This window comes from Leptolyngbya sp. O-77 (genome assembly GCF_001548395.1).
Taxonomy (GTDB): Bacteria; Cyanobacteriota; Cyanobacteriia; order Elainellales; family Elainellaceae; genus Thermoleptolyngbya.
In genome coordinates, this window is record NZ_AP017367.1 from 2,305,690 (window position 1) to 2,323,057 (window position 17,368).

At 55.7% G+C, this 17,368-nt stretch carries 10 protein-coding genes and 2 pseudogenes; 8 read left to right on the plus strand and 4 right to left on the minus strand.

All coding sequences use genetic code 11. The features are described 5' to 3' along the window. Window positions 1-106: 106 nt before the first annotated feature. The gene (locus tag O77CONTIG1_RS09875) at window positions 107-2,179 is read right to left on the minus strand and encodes an NAD(P)H-quinone oxidoreductase subunit 5 (RefSeq protein WP_068510191.1); all 2,073 of its coding nucleotides are present in this window, start codon (window positions 2,177-2,179) and stop codon (window positions 107-109) included. A gap of 1,465 nt (window positions 2,180-3,644) precedes the next feature. Between O77CONTIG1_RS09875 and ctpB the strand changes: the two genes are divergently transcribed. Further along, on the plus strand, window positions 3,645-4,979 hold the full coding sequence (gene ctpB / locus O77CONTIG1_RS09880) for a carboxyl-terminal processing protease CtpB (RefSeq protein ID WP_068510192.1): 1,335 nt from the start codon (window positions 3,645-3,647) through the stop codon (window positions 4,977-4,979). A 91-nt stretch (window positions 4,980-5,070) separates the two neighbouring features. Here the strand turns inward: ctpB and O77CONTIG1_RS09885 are convergent, their stop codons facing one another. The 3 genes and pseudogenes from O77CONTIG1_RS09885 to O77CONTIG1_RS28350 all read right to left on the minus strand — a co-directional run bounded on the left by O77CONTIG1_RS09885 (window position 5,071) and on the right by O77CONTIG1_RS28350 (window position 9,386). Beyond that, window positions 5,071-7,551: a 5'-nucleotidase C-terminal domain-containing protein gene (locus O77CONTIG1_RS09885; RefSeq protein ID WP_068510199.1), complete on the minus strand. Its 2,481-nt coding sequence runs from the start codon at window positions 7,549-7,551 to the stop codon at window positions 5,071-5,073. 393 nt (window positions 7,552-7,944) lie between these two features. Beyond that, window positions 7,945-8,478 carry a molybdenum cofactor biosynthesis protein MoaE gene (locus tag O77CONTIG1_RS09890; RefSeq protein WP_317134239.1) on the minus strand — a complete coding sequence of 178 codons (534 nt, stop codon included), beginning with the start codon at window positions 8,476-8,478 and terminating at the stop codon, window positions 7,945-7,947. A gap of 18 nt (window positions 8,479-8,496) precedes the next feature. Then, a pseudogene (locus O77CONTIG1_RS28350) lies at window positions 8,497-9,386 on the minus strand (GGDEF domain-containing protein). A gap of 196 nt (window positions 9,387-9,582) precedes the next feature. On the opposite strand from O77CONTIG1_RS28350, the gene O77CONTIG1_RS09905 reads away from it, so the two are divergent. The 7 genes and pseudogenes from O77CONTIG1_RS09905 (at window position 9,583) to O77CONTIG1_RS09930 (ending at window position 17,355) form a co-directional block, all read left to right on the plus strand. Next, entirely contained in the window at window positions 9,583-10,893 is a 1,311-nt protein-coding gene (locus O77CONTIG1_RS09905; protein WP_068510202.1) for a TAXI family TRAP transporter solute-binding subunit, read from the plus strand. Between the two features lie 94 nt (window positions 10,894-10,987). After that, complete coding sequence (gene ureG / locus O77CONTIG1_RS09910) at window positions 10,988-11,605, plus strand: urease accessory protein UreG (RefSeq protein ID WP_068510203.1); 618 nt, start codon at window positions 10,988-10,990, stop codon at window positions 11,603-11,605. 150 nt (window positions 11,606-11,755) lie between these two features. Further along, window positions 11,756-11,878: a hypothetical protein gene (locus tag O77CONTIG1_RS26790; protein ID WP_286132647.1), complete on the plus strand. Its 123-nt coding sequence runs from the start codon at window positions 11,756-11,758 to the stop codon at window positions 11,876-11,878. A 130-nt stretch (window positions 11,879-12,008) separates the two neighbouring features. Next, window positions 12,009-12,671 (plus strand): NAD(P)H-dependent oxidoreductase, encoded by a 663-nt coding sequence (locus O77CONTIG1_RS09915; RefSeq protein WP_068510207.1) that lies wholly within the window; start codon window positions 12,009-12,011, stop codon window positions 12,669-12,671. Further along, entirely contained in the window at window positions 12,661-14,598 is a 1,938-nt protein-coding gene (locus tag O77CONTIG1_RS09920; protein WP_068510209.1) for a monovalent cation:proton antiporter-2 (CPA2) family protein, read from the plus strand. The genes O77CONTIG1_RS09915 and O77CONTIG1_RS09920 overlap by 11 nt, the downstream gene beginning before the upstream one ends. A 215-nt stretch (window positions 14,599-14,813) precedes the next feature. Continuing rightward, window positions 14,814-16,083: pseudogene (urtA, locus tag O77CONTIG1_RS09925) on the plus strand (urea ABC transporter substrate-binding protein). A 114-nt stretch (window positions 16,084-16,197) separates the two neighbouring features. Further along, window positions 16,198-17,355 (plus strand): ABC transporter permease subunit, encoded by a 1,158-nt coding sequence (locus tag O77CONTIG1_RS09930; RefSeq protein WP_068510211.1) that lies wholly within the window; start codon window positions 16,198-16,200, stop codon window positions 17,353-17,355. The last annotated feature ends 13 nt before the right edge of the window (window positions 17,356-17,368 follow it).

Sequence of the window (17,368 nt, forward strand, 5' to 3'; positions counted from 1 at the left end):
TTGGACGGTTCACTCAAGTAACTTGGGCTGCTCACTCAGGCGGCAGATTTCCTGAAAAGTGACAAGGCAGAAGCGGAGAGCGATCGCCCTCCGCCCCGTCTCAACTTCAGGTGATCCCCGAAACCAGCACCAGACCCAGCACCGCGCCAAAAACGATCAGCGCGTAGAATTGCACCCTGCCGCTTTCCAGATATTTCAGCGCTTCGCCTGTGACCAGCGTGACAAAGCCTGTCAGGTTTACCAGCCCATCCACAATCCGCACATCTACTTCTAGCACCTGCCGGGCCAGACGACGGCTGCCCTGCACGAATACGGCGTTGTAGATGTCGTCGATATACCACTTATTGAGGGAAAGCTGATAGAGCGGCTGGATCTTGTCGGCGATCGCCGCTGGATCAATCTTCTTGAGCAGGTACATCGCAGTTGCCAGAGCGATGCCGCCGAGGGCGATCGCCACCGAGCTGCCGCCCATCGTCAGAAACTCGCCCCAGTCCACTGCCTCGGCTTCGTGGATCACCTCACCCGGCGCGTGGATGAATTCCTCAAAATAGTTCTTGAATGGCGTGCCCACCAGCCCGATCAGCATCGAAGGAATCGCCAGCAGCATCAGCGGCAGCGTCATCGTAATCGGCGATTCGTGCGGTTCGCTGGCGTGATGCCCGTGGTCGTCGTGAGCGTCGTGGTCTTCGGCCGGATGCTCCGCCGTCAGCTCTAACGGGTTCATCGCGCCGGGACCAAAGGCTAGACCCAGCTTTTGAAGCTGCTCGTTCTTGAGCTTGCGCTTGATTTCCTCGCTCGTGCCGCGAAACTCGCCTTCAAAAGTGCTGAAGTACATGCGGAACATGTAGAACGCCGTGATCCCCGCCGTCAGGAAACCAACCGCCCACAGCGCAGGATTAGCGCGGAAGGTTGCCCCCAAAATTTCGTCCTTCGACCAGAAGCCCGCCAGCGGAGGAATTCCGGCGATCGCCAGCGTGCCAATCAAGAAGGTCGTGGCGGTAATTGGCATATATTTCCGCAGTCCGCCCATCAGCCGCATATCCTGCGCCAGCACGGGGTCATGTCCTACCACACCCTCCATGCCGTGGATCACGGAACCAGAACCAAGGAACAGCATTGCTTTGAAGTAGGCGTGGGTCATCAGGTGAAAGAGTCCGGCGGTGTAGGCTCCCACTCCCATGCCCATGACCATATAGCCAAGCTGGGACATGGTGGAATAGGCCAGACCCTTCTTGATATCGTTTTGGGTGATGGCGATGCTGGCTCCCAAAAATGCTGTGACCGCGCCCGTGTAGGCGATTACGTTCATTGCGGTGGGAATGTTCTCAAACACGGGGAACATGCGGGCAATCAGGAACACACCCGCTGCCACCATCGTAGCTGCGTGGATCAGTGCCGAAATGGGGGTAGGGCCTTCCATCGCGTCTGGCAGCCAAACGTGCAGCGGAAACTGGGCTGACTTTGCTACTGGGCCAAGGAACACCAGCACTGCAAACAGCGCTGCCATCGCTCCACTCAGGGCCCCCGACTGGACGAGTTCCTGGAGGCGATCGCCAATCACTTCAAATTCAAAGCTGCCCGTTGCCCAATACAGCCCCAGCATCCCCAACAGCAGCCCAAAGTCGCCCACTCGGTTGGTCACAAACGCCTTCTGGCAGGCATCGGCAGCTGCTTTGCGGTCATACCAAAAGCCAATCAGCAGGTAGGAACACATTCCCACCATCTCCCAGAAAATATAAATCTGCACCAGGTTGGGGCTGATCACCAGACCCAGCATCGAGGAGCTAAACAGGCTGAGATAGGCATAGAAGCGAACATAGCCCGGATCATGCGCCATGTAGCCATCGGTGTAGATCATCACCAAAAAGGCAACTGTTGTCACGATCACCAGCATCAGCGCAGTGAGGTGGTCAACGATGTAGCCCATCGAGAGGTGAAAATCACCCGCCGAAGCCCACTCAATCGAGCGCTCGTAGGTCGGATGTCCTTGAATCTGGCTCCACAGCAGCGCAAAGGAGAGAACCATTGCAGTGCCTGTCAGCGAGACAATAAACACCGAGCTGGGCTTGCGAAACTGTTTGGCGAAACTGCTGGAAGAAATCAGACCCAGCCCCAAAATCATTGCCCCTGCCAGGGGCAACACTGGGATCAGCCAGGCATATGCGTAGAGGGATTCCATGATGAAGCCTACTTCAAGCTTTTTTTAAATCGGGCAAAACCGCTTACATTTTGACACAGACTGGCGGAGTAGAGGTGTTTCTGAAGGTTTTGTCAAGAATGGGGCTGCGATGGTTTTAGACTCGATTCCTCACCCAATTCTGAATGAGCCACCCGACTCCGCATCATCTACTGCACTCGGTCACAGTTAATCTGTGCAGATCACCTGTCAGAACCTAGTCGTCATAGATCACATACTGCCCCATTCTTCCCTGTATTGTTCGACACGCTATTAAAATTTCTCCCGTTTTTATTCGACAGCTGCACGGCTCGATAAAGACTGGCTGAAACCTTGCCTAGGAAACTCAGAATTACGAGCGATACTCTGCATTAGGGCAAATTTACAGGTTTGCATGGAATTTCAGGGGCGATCGCCCGGCCATACGCGCCCAGGCTTCGTTAAATTTCTTCAAAGAGTGCTGGAAGATTGACAGGGACTAGGGTTAAAGTAGCGGAAACTCACGATATTGGTGCGGATATATTTTGGTGCGTCTTATATGCGTCTCGTAATGCGTCTGAAAATTATGCCTTTGAATTATGCGTCTGAATGATGTGTCTGGTAATACGTCTGGTAATGCGCCTGGCAATGCGTCTGGCTAGATGTGTCAGAGCTTGTTAAACAAGCTTTGTTAAACAAGCTCAGGATTTGGTACCTCTACTCATCATCTATGGGAGCAATTGACGAGAATTGAGGGATGGCTGGCTCAAAGCCTGACTTACTGAAGCTGTCCGGTGATTTTTGTTACTCCCAAAAAACCTTCAAACGAGCTACCTTTAGATAGATGAAGAAATGGCCCAAATCGGATAGGGCCACTATCCTGGAAAGAGTCCCAGAGTAGAAGCGACTGGAGGGGTGTAGCAACTTGGTTTGAGGCTTGCTGCTGCCGTCTGCAACCTCAATCCTGATTCACCCGTCTAAGGGGTCTGCTGGCAGGTGCTAGAGGGAGCGTCACCCTTGACCTCCTGAGTTTCCTGTCTTCACCGCAGGGTTCATGAGAACACTGAAGAACACTGATCTGGGAGCGTGTTGCTCTATACAGGGTTGATTAATGTTGCTTAATACTTAATGCTGCTTAATGCAGAATTGCTCCAGATGGAGCGGTTCTGGGTTGTGGCTGGCAGGATTCCGTCCTCTGCTGCGATCCGTCCTCTTATAAACTTCTGTAGACTTCTTGGCAGACTTCAGTGATTGCTCACTTGGTCTTTCGTTTGATCCATACAGCCCTGCTCGCACCCAGTCGTTTCACATTCCAGTCTTAAAGTCGCCCCGGAGGTTGAAGCATCGGTCTGTCTAAACCAGGCTCCAAACTAAAACTAGGCTCCAAAACTGAATTAGCACACGCATCCTGCCGTATTGGCGAATCCAGCGTGTGGCCGCGCATTGAATCCCTCTGCTTTCCTGTCCCCCTCTATCCCGGTTACTGCCCATGCGCCGCTTTTTTAACCGCTCTCGTCTGCTCAATGCCGCTCTTTTTGGTGGAACCGTCGCCGCAGCCGCTACGGTTTCACTCCTGACCCCTGTGTTTAGTTCGGCTGTGAACGCTACGCTTCAGGACAGTCCCAAGGCGCTGCTCGATGAGGCGTGGCAGATCGTGAATCGGGAGTACGTAGACAGCACGTTTAACCAGGTAGACTGGCTAGCTGTGCGCCACGAACTGCTCAGCGCCTCCTATAGCTCGCGGGAAGAGGCTTACAATGCATTGCGCCGCGCCCTCCAGCGGCTACGAGACCCCTATACCCGCTTTATGGACCCGCGCCAGTTTGAAGTGCTGACAAGCCAGACCTCTGGGGAACTGTCGGGGGTGGGTATTCGGCTTCAGGCGGACGAGCAAACAGGGGCGATCACTGTGGTGGAGCCAATTCCCAACTCTCCGGCAGCGCGGGCGGGCATCCAGGTGGGCGATCGCATTTTGTCGATTGACGGCGTTTCGACTGAAGGGATGACGCTAGAAGAAGCCTCGAATCGCATTCGGGGTGAGGTCGGCACGCGCATCGTTCTGCGGCTGCAACGCCAGTCGGAAGAGGCGACCGAACTCACGCTAACGCGGGCTCGCATCGAACTGCCCAATGTCCACTACACCCTGAAACAAGAGCAGGGCACTCGCGTTGGCTACATTCGCCTGACGGAGTTCAGCGCCCATTCGGCAGAACAAATGCAGCGGGCGATCGAGGACTTGCTGAGTCAGCAGGTTCAGGGCTTCGTGCTGGATCTGCGGGGAAACCCAGGGGGGCTGCTGCAAGCCAGCATCGACATCTCGCGTCAGTGGTTGGGCAATGGGTTGATCGTTCGCACGGTGGATCGATACGGGGCCAACGAGCGGATTCGCGCCAATCGGACGGCGCTGACGGATTTGCCGCTAGTGGTGCTGGTAGATGGCAGTTCTGCTAGCTCTAGTGAGATTTTGACCGGGGCGCTGATGGACAATCGGCGGGCAACCATCGTTGGCACTAAGACCTTTGGCAAGGCGTTGGTGCAGTCGGTGCATTCGCTGTCGGATGGATCTGGTCTGGCGGTGACGATCGCCCACTATTACACGCCCAACGGCACGGACATCAGCCAGCGTGGTATTACGCCAAACGTGCAGGTCAACCTGACCGATAGCCAGCGCCAGCAGCTTGCTGCAAACCCCACCTCGGTCGGCAGCCAGAGCGATCCCCAATACGTGCGGGCGATCGCCGTTCTTCGGTCTACGATTGCAGCCCAGCCTGCCCGTCCGATTCCCGCTCAGCGGGCCAGTGCCCCCCCGCGCCCCCCCGCGTGAGCAACTAAACGCAGCACCTTGCAAATGTAAAAGGCACGGCGCGATGCGCCGTGCCTTTTATGCGCTTTTATAGGCTGGCTTCAGACCCGCATTAAGCGAACGTCTCTGCGGTCGCAAACGTGGTCACAAAGTCGGTGCGGTTGAGCGCACTAGCCCGCACGCCCAGCAACTCCGCCAGCAGGTCATTACCAGCCCGGATCTGAACACCGCGAGTGGTATCGGTAAAGCGCAGATTGCCGAAGCGCAAATTGCCCGACAGACCGATCTTGTCTACGCCGTCTTTGTAGTCCACAATCGTGTCGAATCCAGCGCCGCGAGTCAGCACAAAGGTATCTGCGCCCGCTCCGCCAATGCAGGTATCGCGGCCCAGCCCGCCAACCAGCACATCTTTGCCAGGGCCACCGTTGAGGCGATCGCCCCCGCGTCCACCCTCCAGCAAATCGTCGCCCTGTCGCCCGTTCAGCACGTCGGCTCCGCCCAGCCCTTGCAGCAGGTCATTGGCAAATCGTCCGACTAGACGGTTGCGGCCGCTGGAGCCTGCCAGTTGAACCCCAAACACGTTGTCGCCCCGCACGCCGAGGTTCTGAATGCGGCGATCGCGCTCTGCGGGCGTGTCCGCCTTAGTAAACGTACCACTTTGAACTAGAAACTCCGCAAACGCATCTTGCTCACTGCCTGCATCTGCAAACGTTGCTGCCCCCTCTGGCAGACTGACTGGCCTATCAATCACGCCATTGCGGTTCAAATCGATACTCGTCTCACCCAGCAAATCGACCCGATTTGCCAGGGTTGGATTTTCTCGCACAAACCGGAAGAACGGATAGCCATCCCCACTCGCATCGAGCGAACTCGTGCCTAGCAAAAAGCTGAGCGTCACCAATCGAAAAGTGCGGTTGGGATCGCCTACAATCTGTCCATTCCGAATGAGGATTTGTGTAAAGTTGCCATTGGCATCCGTCAGAGCCGCTGACCGGATGCGCTCGCCCGGCGTGATCACCGTGCCATCGCTTGCGAGTCGCTGGGCCGTCTTGCTCGCATCGAAACTAAAAGAGATGCCGCCGATTTGAGGAAATGCGCCAGGGGTTCGCCCCGGCCCAACCCCCGAAACACCATGCTCCAGCACTTCCTTCAACTGAGCCGCCGTCACGGTAATCAGGCTCAAGCCATTGTTAAAGCGCAGCGAATTTTCCACATCCAGTTGCGACAAATCCCCTTCTCCCTTGTTTGCCTCCGGGTTGGCGGGGGGTGGCAAGGTCACGATGTCGCTGGGGTCGGTCGCTCCTGGGGTGGGAGACACTGCACCAATGTTGTCGCGGATGCCGCCGCCATTTTTTAGCGAGATTACAACAGAAGAATCTACCTGCCTTGCCACAAACAGGTTGGCATCCGCCGTCAGGTTGCCCAGGTTTGTCTCCTCCGTCCGCACCGAGTTGCGCGTGCCGTTGAGGAACACCGTGGTCTTCCCAAAGATATTGCTGTCTTTGGTGTTGATGATGCTCCGCAGCTTACCGAGCAAATCCACCACTTCTGGATCGGGTTCACCGGGGTTGACGGCCGTCAGCGCAGCCACGCTGGCCGTATCCGTGGCATAGGCTCCATTGACATTGGGATCGAGCTTTGACAGGTCAATTTTGCCGTCGTCGTCAAATTCCACCACCAGCCGCCCGACATATTTCCAGTTGCTATCGGTGTTGACCACCAGCACTGGCCCCGTTGGAGAGTTTTCTACTAGGGGGTAAATGCCGCCCGCTGTGTCGCCAGGGCGCAGCCGGTCGGTGCTGTCTGCCAGCAGCGTGTGGGAACCCCCTGCAATGATCACGTCCACATCGCGCAGCCGTTTGGCCAGTTCCCGCTCGATGAACAACTGCTGCATGTGCGCCAAGATCACAATCTTGTTGATGCCAGCGGCGGTCAATACATCGACGGATTTTTGAATTTCTGCCGCAAGGGCATCTAGCTCGGTTGCACTGGGGTTTGCGCCAAAGGGCCGCGGCAGGATTTCAACATTTGGGCCAGGTGAGGAGATGACCCCCAGCGTTGGCGTTGTTGCACCCACAATCCCAATCTGTTCGCCATTGACTGTCAGCACGGTGCTTTTAGCAATGCTATTGGGGGCTGCGGGCTGACCATCTGCAACGACCAGATCTTCTAGCACAAAATCTTGATTAGGGGTGCCGTCGTCTGCCGGATTGGGGTCGGTGAAGTTCAGGTTGCTGCTGAGGTAGGGAAAGACCGTGCCTCGAAATTCGCGATCGCGCCGAATCAGGGAAACAACGGTCGATTCGCCCAGGTCAAATTCGTGGTTGCCTAGAGCAGAAGCCTGAAATCCAATCTGGTTAAGGATTTCAATATCGACGCGCCCAACCCCCTCACGAAAGGTGTAGTCATCACCGGGGGCAGAGGAAGAAGTGGTTTTGCGGAGGGCGCGATCGCTCCCAGAGGAAAAGAACGGCCCCGGAATGTAGTTATCGCCGGAGGACAGAATCAGCGTGTTGGCATAGTCGTCTTTCAGCGCGTTAATCACCGTAGAGAAATTGACTGCATCGGTGAAAGCTGGGAGGCCGCTTTCCATGTCGGAAGCATGTAGTATTTGCAGTTGAAAAGCCATAGGTTTCGTTGAAGCGATTTGGAGGCGCTTGGTAATCAATGCCTCACAAACGATCCCACAGCGAGATTAAGTGAGTTTAATCGCATTATTAACGTCTCGTAATTGGGTGATTAACCTTCCTTAAAGTGACCCTAAGAAAATGGATCAAAAAGGAGCAAAACAAAGATGGGGCGATCGCTCGCCCCTCGATTTTCGGTTGGTTCTCTCAATCCTTTTAAATTCTTTAATGCCTTTCAATAAGACTTTGGAAATGCATTCTAATTTGTAAATGCGCCGCTGCAAGGAGATCACGAAATATTTGCTTATGAGGGGTAAATCTCATCGCTGGATTTGGCATCACGACATCTAGGTCTTTTCTTAGCAGCCTGCTGGTGACTGTTCGCACGCGCCGATGCTGACCCAGCTTGTGGAGCCGTCTGCCCAGTGTTCTTTTTTCCAGATGGGGGCGTTGTGTTTCAGTGTGTCGATGGCGTATTGGCAGGCGGCGAAGGCTTCGGAGCGGTGGGGGCAGCCAACGGCGACCAGCACGCTGATTTCGCCGACGACTAGCTTGCCTGTGCGGTGATGGATGACGACGTGGCTCACATCGGGCCAGGTGGCGCGAATCTCGGCTGCGATTTGCTGAAACACCTTCAGGGCCATTGGTTCATAGGCCTGGTATTCCAGCGCGATGACGGGCTTGCCGTCGGTTTGCTGACGCACCATGCCGCTCATCACGACTACTGCGCCATTGGCTGGGTCATCAACTAGGTCATAAATTTCTTGCAGCGATAGAGGGGCAAACGTGATCGCGAAGTGGTCGCCAGGATGGGGAATTGCAGGGCGACTGGCAAAGGCACTGGCAGAAGGGGCGATCGCACTCATATCGGCGCACTCATTCAGGAAAGTCACATCAAGAAGTTGCAGGCATTACTCGCTATTATGCCGTGGGGCGTTTGCGTCGGGATAGATCACAAATTGGGCAGCGTTTTTGCCTGTGCGTTTGACCTGATACATCAGCTGATCGGCGTAGTGAATCAGCGGTGCCTGGGAAGAGGGCGGCTGGGTACAAACCACAACACCGATACTGAAGGTGATGGGGCTTTGCTCTGCCTGCATAGCGGACTCAAGCTGTGTCTGAATTCGGGAAATGGCGGCCTTGGCAGCGCTGAGATCGGTTTCAGGAAGCAGCAGGGCAAATTCATCCCCACCGAGTCTGGCAAACAGGTCAGTCTTGCGGATGCTGTCTCGAACCACCTGGGAAACGAGCTTCAGAATGCGATCGCCCTCCAGATGCCCCCCTGATCTTTAACCTGCTTAAAGTTGTCCAGGTCGAGATAGGCAATGGCAAAGGGGCGGGCATAGCGGCGCGATCGCTCTATTTCCTGCGCCAGCTTCTCGGTAAACACGCGAGCATTGACTGCCTGGGTCAGTCCATCCATGCTGGATAGCCAGCGGAGCCGATCCTGTGTCTTGCGAAGTCGCGTAATCAACGTGCTGGTGACAAGAAAAAAACCGAGTCGCGTGACACTCCGCCAAGCAGAAACAAGCGGTTTAGTATAAATCAAGCCGCTGGCATTTTCCGCCAAAAGGAATATCACCAGCAAACTGAGCAGCGCAGTATATAGGGCGATGGGGCGAGGCGAAGACCAAGCTGCCCAGGCGATGGGAATCAGGTAAAACAGGGACAGCACAATATCTGAACCCAGGAGATAATCCAGCCAACCGATCGTCAGCACGATCAGCGTGTAAACTGCAACCTGAACCCAGATTGGTTGATGCGCGACTTGCTCAAGCCAATTGCCCTGCTCAATTCTCATGGTTTGGAAGCGCTTCCTGGAGCCATTTTCAAGTCTGTAAAGCCAGTCTATCGGGTTCAGTTTGGTCAGCAAAGTCTGTCAAGAATGCAAGCTGCTTCCGATTTACAGCATTCAGAACTGTAGGTGGCCACTCCTGTCATCTGGTGTTTGTCAGGTCGTCGCCCTATTGGATCGAGGTCTCATTCGGTCAAAGCCTATGCAGAGCAAATTTGCAATTCCTGTGGTGGTGCTGAGCGTGCTGGGGGCGATCGCCTTTGCGGCGCAGTGGACGGTCGAGCAGCGGCGCGTCTACCAACTCACCATCGCCACGGGTAACCCGGATGGCGAGTATTACGCCTTTGCCAGCGCCCTGTCGAATGTGGTGGCCGCGCACGAACCCAAAATTCAGATTCGCGTACTGGAAACAGAAGGCTCTCAGCAAAATGCAACGCTGCTGGCTCAGAAAGAGACCGATCTGGGCATCATTCAGGGCGACACAGCGCTTGACCCGTCGGTGCAGGCGATCGCCTACCTGTTTCCCGAAATTTGCCACCTAATTGCCGCGCCCAGCGCCAGCATTCAGCAATTTACCGACCTCAAGGGCAAGCGCGTTGCCATTCCGCCCGTGGGCAGCGGTTCCTATGCCATCTTTCGGCACTTCCAGGCGCACTACAACCTCCAGGACAGCGACTTTCGCCCCTTGCCCATGACCACCAGCGAATCCTACGCAGCGCTGGAGGCTGGGCAAATCGACGCGCTGTTTCGCGTAATTGCTCTGGGTAGTCCCTCCATTCGCGGGCTGCTCCAGCGGACTCAGGCGCAGCTCGTACCCATCGACCAGGCAGAATCCATGCGGCTGACGCTGCCCGTGCTGGAAGCCAGCGAAATTCCCAAAGGAACCTATGACGGAGCGCTGCCAATTCCCGACAAAGATATTCCGGCCGTGGGGCTGCGGGCGATTTTGGTAACGCGGCGGGATCTGGAACCGGCGATCGCCAAGGTCATTACCCAAACCCTGTTTGAATTTCGCAACGAACTGGTCAGCCAGTATCCCCGTGCTACCCTGATGCGCCTGCCCGATGCCCGCGAAAACCTGGGTCTGTCGCTGCATCCAGGCGCTCGCAATTACTACAACCAGGACGAACCCGCCTTTTTGGTGGAATATGCCGAAGTAATGGGCTTTTTGCTGTCTTTCGCAGTTTTGTTGGCCTCTAGCTTATGGCAATTTCGCCGCTGGCTTGATGAACGCCAGAAAAACCGTGCCGATATGTACAACCTAAAAGTGCTGGCGCTGCTAGAACAAGTGGAACAAGCGAAAACCCCAGAGGAACTGGAGTCTCTGCGCCAAACCCTGTTTGAAATGTTCCAAAAGGTAGTGACCGACCTTGACACCGACCGCATCTCCCAGGCTTCATTTCAGTCCTTTACTTTTCCCTGGGATGTGGCCCTCAGCACGATTCGCCATCGAGAATTGTTGATGAGTCGTGCGATGGATTACAAAGATCAGAAACCAGAGGTGCGGCGATGATAGAGGTTAAGTGTGGAGGCTAGGGGAAAAGAACGAAGAGCGAAGAACGAAGAGTGAAAAACGAAGAACGAAGAACGAAGAACGAGAGGCTCTGATGAATACTTTTCGCGTTGGTATTGCTGGCCCTGTGGGTTCTGGGAAGACGGCTCTGGTTGATCGCTTGTGTAAGGCGATGCGGGAGACGTATAACTTGGCAGTGGTGACGAACGATATCTATACGAAAGAAGACGCGCAGTTTTTGGTGCGGAGTGAGGCGCTGACGGGCGATCGCATCGTAGGCGTAGAGACGGGCGGCTGTCCTCATACGGCGATTCGCGAAGATGCGTCGATTAACCTGGTGGCGATTGAGCAGCTAGAGCAGCAGTTTCAGCCTGATTTAATCTTTGTGGAAAGCGGCGGCGATAACCTCGCGTCTACCTTCAGCCCGGAACTGGTGGATTTGACGATCTACGTCATCGACGTGGCCGCTGGGGACAAGATTCCCCGCAAGGGCGGCCCTGGCATTACCAAATCTGACCTGCTGGTGATTAACAAAATCGACCTGGCCCCGCTGGTGGGCGCAGACCTGGGTGTGATGGAGCGCGATGCCCGCAAGATGCGCGGCGACAAGCCGTTTGTCTTTACGAATTTGAAGATCAATCAGGAACTAGATACCATTGTTCGCTTCATCGAACTGCACATGGGAAGATCGTCTTTGCAAACGTCGGCTTGAACGGGATGAAGATGACGGGCGATCGCTCTCAAGGATTAAGTTGATGAAAGGCTTGAAATCCCAGAAAAGACGCTATTTTGACCGGGTTCTGAAACTCAACCAGGAACGTGGCGATGAACCTTAGGGCGAAACTCAAAAACTGGCAAAAAGATGGAACCCGGTAAACCAGCGAGGCGACTGACGGCTGCCTGGGGACTGTTGCTGGCGATTGCAGGGTTGGCCTGCTCCACTCCGTCGCAAGAGCAACGACCCGCAGCCCTGGGCGAGTGGTGAAACAGCGGGACGTTGCGCCCTAATGCTAATTCGGCTGCAATAATGCTCCATCAAACGAAGCCGTTGCTTCTTAAGATTCTTTTTAAGATTAAGATTGCCCTAGAATCGATAGCCTTCCTCAGTAAAGCGCATGGGCAACCCAAACCGTATTCTGATCTTGTTCGCGCATCCAGCACTAGAAAAGTCGCGGGTCAATCGTCAACTGATTCGCGCGGTGCAGGGACTCGATTCCATCACCCTGCACGATCTCTACGAGCAATATCCCAACTTTCACATCAACGTGAAGCTCGAACAGGATTTGCTGCGATCGCACGACATTATTGTGTTCCAGCATCCGTTCTACTGGTACAGCAGCCCCGCCATTCTCAAAGAGTGGCAAGACCTGGTGCTGGAATATGGCTTTGCCTATGGGCAGGGCGGCACGGCGCTGCGGAGCAAAAAGTTTCTTTCGGCAATCACCACAGGCGGCAGCGAAAAGGCTTATTGTCGGCAGGGACACAACTATTTCACGATTCGGGAATTGCTCACGCCCTTTGAGCAGACGGCGCGGCTCTGCGGCATGGACTATCTGCCGCCGTTTGTGATCACGGGGACACACCAACTGCGAGCCTCTGACCAGATTGCGCCCTATGCCGAGGCTTATCGGATGGCGCTGGTGGCATTGCGGGACGGCACGGTGGACTGGCCCACGCTACTGCAACAAAAAACCCTCAACGCCTATTTGACGCAAATTTTGCCCCAAGTTTTGCCTCAAGCGATGCAACCTGCGGAGATTGCCCAGCATGGACAGTAGCTTATTTTTTCAGGCGTTTATTTACCTGATGGCGGCGGTGCTGTCGGTGCCCATTTCCAAGCGGCTGGGGCTGGGGTCGGTGCTGGGCTACCTGATTGCGGGCGTAATTATCGGCCCGTTTGTCATGGGACTGGTGGGGCAAGAAGGGCAAGATGTCATGCGCTTCGCCGAGTTTGGCGTGGTGATGATGCTGTTTTTGGTGGGGTTGCAGCTTCAGCCCGATTTGCTGTGGCGGCTGCGGGTGCCGATCGTGGGGCTGGGCGGGTTGCAGATGGTGGCAAACGTGCTGCTGATTACGGGCTTGGCGATGCTGGTGGGGCTGTCGTGGAAAATGGCAATGGCGATCGCTCTCATCCTCCCCTTCTCCTCCACCGCCATCGGCGTGCAAACCCTGAACGAGCGCGGTCTGATGAAAACCGAGGGTGGCCAGTCAGCCTTTGCAGTGCTGCTATTCCAGGCGGTGGCGGTAATTCCTATCCTGGCGCTGTTGCCGCTGCTGTCGGCGGCTCCGCCCGCTATGACTCAACAGACCGTTTCGGCAGCAAGCACCCTGGCGGGCTGGCAGCAAACCCTGCTGGTGATCGGCACGGTTGGCGGCATTATCCTGGGCGGGCGGTTTCTCATGCAGCCGGTGTTTCGCTTCATCGCCGCGACGCGCCTGCGGGAGAGCTTCACGGCGACGGCGCTGCTGCTTGTGGTGGGCATCACGCTGGCGATGCAGACGGTAGGCTTGTCGCCTGCACTGGGCACGTTTGTAGCAGGCGTGGTGCTGGCGGAGAGTGAATATCGCCACGAGCTGATGAGCACGATCGAGCCGTTTCAAAGCCTCTTGCTGGGGCTGTTTTTCATCTCCGTCGGGGCCAGCATCGACTTCAACCTGATCCTGGCACAGCCGATGCTAATCGCGGGGCTGATCGCGGGCATTACAGTTCTCAAATGTGGCGTGCTGGTGGGGTTGGGCAACTTGTTTAGGCTGGCGCTGAGTCAGAGCCTTTTGTTTGCCTTTTCGCTGGTGCAGGGCGACGAGTTTGCCTTTGTGCTGTTTTCTTTTGCCGCGCAAACCAAAGTGCTGACAGAAGATCTGGCGGGGATTTTGATTGCAGTGGTGGCGCTGTCGATGTTGCTGTCGCCCCTGATGATGATTGCCTATGATCGCCTGATTGTGCCCCACTTTGAAACGCCGACCGAAGAACGCGAGGCCGATGAAATTGATGAATCGGATAGTCCGGCGATCATCGTCGGGTTTGGGCGGTTTGGGCAAATCGTTGGGCGCTTGCTGATTGCCAATGGCTATCGCATCACTGTGCTAGAGCATAACCCGGCGCAGATTGACCTGCTGCGACGCTTTGGCTGGAAGGTGTTTTATGGCGATGCGGCGCGGCTGGATTTGCTGCACGCGGCGGGGGCGGCAGAGGCTCGGCTGCTGGTGCTGGCGATCGACGATCGTGAAAAAATGCGGGAGATTGTGCAGTTGGCGCACAAGCATTTTTCCCGCCTGAAGATTCTGGCGCGGGCGGGCGATCGCCGTCATGCCTACGAACTCATCCGCAGCGGCGTAGACGTGATCCAGCGGGAAACCTTTAGCTCGGCGCTGGATCTGGGCGTGGAAGCACTGAAACTTATGGGAATGCGGGCCTATCGGGCCCACCGCGCAGCGCAGATCTTTAAGCAGCACGATGAAGCGGCGCTACGTGATGTGGCTGCGATGGAAGGCGACGACACCGCCCTGATTGCGCGATCGCGCCAGTTGGCAGAAGATTTAGAGCGCATCTTGCAGACCGATGCAGAAGATCGACGAGACGAGGGCGATCGCGCCTGGGACGTTTCTGCTCTACGAAAAGACCCAGCCGAAAAAGCCTCAGCCGAAGCCGCTGTTGACCGCAACCCAGATGCAGATACCGCACCTGTCAACCCATCCAAAATCTGAGATAAGGTCTGAAATCAGATTTATATTTATAAAAACTTAAGAAGACCCGTTTTGTAGTCTAGGGCACAATTAACGACCGTCTCCAGACCTAACATCACACCCTAGTATGATTATTCGTTCATTTCGCCCCCTCGAATGAGGAGACGTGTTGCATGACAAGGCTATTTGGTCGTCGGAAATTTATGGTCTACGGCTCCGCCGCACTCGGAGCCAGTATGTTGCTCAAGGCCTGTGCCCCCTCTACTACCACTACGGCAAGTTCCCCCGCTGCGGATGCCTCTCCGGCTGCTTCCCCGGCCGCAACGGGCGACGGCATCAAGGTGGGTGTTCTACACTCGCTCAGCGGCACGATGGCAATTTCTGAGAAGTCAGTGGTCGATTCCACCCTGCTCGCCATCGACGAAATCAACGCGGCTGGCGGCGTTTTGGGTAAGCAAATCGTGCCCATCATCGAAGATGGTGCATCGGATTGGCCGACCTTTGCTGAAAAAGCCCGTAAGCTGATCGAGCAAGATCAAGTCGTCGTCATCTTTGGCTGCTGGACTTCTGCCAGCCGCAAAGCCGTGCTGCCTGTGTTTGAAGAAAAGAACCACATGCTGTTCTACCCGGTGCAGTATGAAGGGCAGGAATGCTCCAAAAACATTTTCTATACGGGTGCAGCCCCCAACCAGCAGATCGAGCCGTCGGTAGACTGGCTGTTGGAAAACAAAGGCAAAGAGTTCTACCTGGTTGGCTCAGACTACGTGTTTCCCCGCACGGCTAACACGATTATCAAAGCCCAGGTCGAAGCGAAAGGCGGCACCGTTGTTGGCGAAGACTACTTGCCCCTGGGCAACACCGAAGTTGCGCCCATCATCGCCAAGATCCGCTCGGCGCTGCCCAACGGTGGTGTCATCTACAACACGCTGAACGGTGACAGCAACGTCGCCTTCTTCAAGCAACTGCAAGGCGCAGGTCTCACGCCCGACAAGTACCCCACGATGTCGGTGAGTATTGCGGAAGAGGAAGTGCAGGCGATCGGCAAGGAATACTTGCTGGGTCATGCGGCTGCCTGGAATTACTTCATGACGGTCGATTCGCCCGAAAACAAGAAGTTCGTGGACGCCTTCAAAGCCAAGTATGGCGACAACCGTGTGACCAACGACCCGATGGAAGCGGGCTACATCTCTGTCAACATCTGGAAGCAGGCAGTTGAAAAGGCCGGTTCTGAAGGCACACCGACTGATCTAGAAGCAGTGCGCTCTGCCGCCTACGGTCAAGAATTTGCCGCGCCCCCACGGCCCCGGTGAGATGTTCCCCAACCACCACATTTCCAAGACGGTTCGGATTGGTGAAGTGCGGGATGACGGTCTGTTTGAAATCGTCTATTCCACGCCCGCCCCAGTCGATCCAGTGCCCTGGAACCAGTACGTTGCGGAGACTAAGGGCTTTGCCTGCGACTGGACGAGAACTGACGTGGATGATCCAGGGAAGTTCAAGATCTAGAGGTTGGGTAGCTGATTTCTCAGATTTCTCGCGGGCCGTGCCCGCGGGAAATTCCTTACTTACCTCGGTTATGGGTGACCTGTTGCCTGTTGCTGACTCACTGGGAGAGAGCCTGTGGTTGCAAGTATTTTGGACGGTATTTTTAACGGAGTCAGCATCGGCTCGATTTTGCTGCTGGCGGCGCTGGGATTGGCGATTGTGTTTGGCTTGATGGGCGTGATCAACATGGCCCACGGCGAGCTAATGATGCTTGGCGCTTACACGACCTTCGTGGTGCAGAATGCGTTCAGAGCAATCGGTGGGCCGCTGTTTGAGGTTTATATTTTCTTTGCACTGATTGCGGCGTTTGTCGTTGCGGCGCTGGTGGGGCTGCTGCTAGAGCGGGGTGTGATTCGCTATCTCTACGGGCGACCGCTGGAAACACTTCTAGCCACCTGGGGCGTGAGCCTGATTTTGCAGCAGTTTGTTCGCAGTGTGAACTGGGTGCTGGTGTTTGGCTTGGCTCTATTTTGCATTTTGTACTTTGGTGGACAGTGGCTTGCGAAGCGTCGTCCTGATTTTGACCGGGTGAAAGGCTGGGTCACAGCGCTGCTGCTGGCGCTGTCGGGGGCGATCGCCCTTATGGCGGGCAACGTCCTCGCCAGAACCTATGGGTTAGCTGTGACACAGCCTTGGTTTGGCGCACAAAACAAAGACGTGACTGCACCGGCCTGGCTACGTGGCGGCATTCCCCTCGGCAACTACCAACTTCCCTACACGCGCCTGTTCATCATGGTGCTGACGGTGCTGTGTGTGCTAGGGGTCTACTGGTTTCTGAACCGCACCGCCTGGGGGCTGCGAATTCGCGCTGTCACCCAAAACCGCAACATGAGCGCCTGTCTGGGCATTCCCACTCGCACTGTGGACGCACTCACGTTTGCCTTGGGGTCGGGACTGGCGGGCATTGCCGGATGCGCCCTCAGCCTGCTGGGTTCTGTTGGCCCCAACACGGGACAAAATTACATCGTGAATACGTTCATGGTGGTGGTTGTGGGTGGCGTGGGCAAACTCATTGGCACGATTGTCGGCGCGATGGCAATTGGCATCACGGACTACATCATTGGCACCGGAATGCTGGCAAACTTGACCAATATCCCGTTTATCAAGGACTTTTTCACCTTTTTTGCGACCACTAGCATGGCCAAGGTGATGGTGTTTGCCCTAATCGTCCTATTTCTCCAGTTTCGTCCGGCGGGGATGTTCCCGCAGAAAGGACGCACGGTGGATGCCTAGCGATCCGATTTTG

Coding starts and splice junctions, on each gene's coding strand:
- O77CONTIG1_RS09905 (WP_068510202.1), top strand. CDS start 9,583: ATGCAGAGCAAATTTGCAATTCCTGTGGTGGTGCTGAGCGTGCTGGGG.
- O77CONTIG1_RS09920 (WP_068510209.1), top strand. CDS start 12,661: ATGGACAGTAGCTTATTTTTTCAGGCGTTTATTTACCTGATGGCGGCG.
- O77CONTIG1_RS09885 (WP_068510199.1), bottom strand. CDS start 7,551: ATGGAAAGCGGCCTCCCAGCTTTCACCGATGCAGTCAATTTCTCTACG.
- O77CONTIG1_RS09915 (WP_068510207.1), top strand. CDS start 12,009: ATGGGCAACCCAAACCGTATTCTGATCTTGTTCGCGCATCCAGCACTA.
- O77CONTIG1_RS09875 (WP_068510191.1), bottom strand. CDS start 2,179: ATGGAATCCCTCTACGCATATGCCTGGCTGATCCCAGTGTTGCCCCTG.
- O77CONTIG1_RS26790 (WP_286132647.1), top strand. CDS start 11,756: ATGGAACCCGGTAAACCAGCGAGGCGACTGACGGCTGCCTGGGGACTG.
- ctpB (WP_068510192.1), top strand. CDS start 3,645: ATGCGCCGCTTTTTTAACCGCTCTCGTCTGCTCAATGCCGCTCTTTTT.
- ureG (WP_068510203.1), top strand. CDS start 10,988: ATGAATACTTTTCGCGTTGGTATTGCTGGCCCTGTGGGTTCTGGGAAG.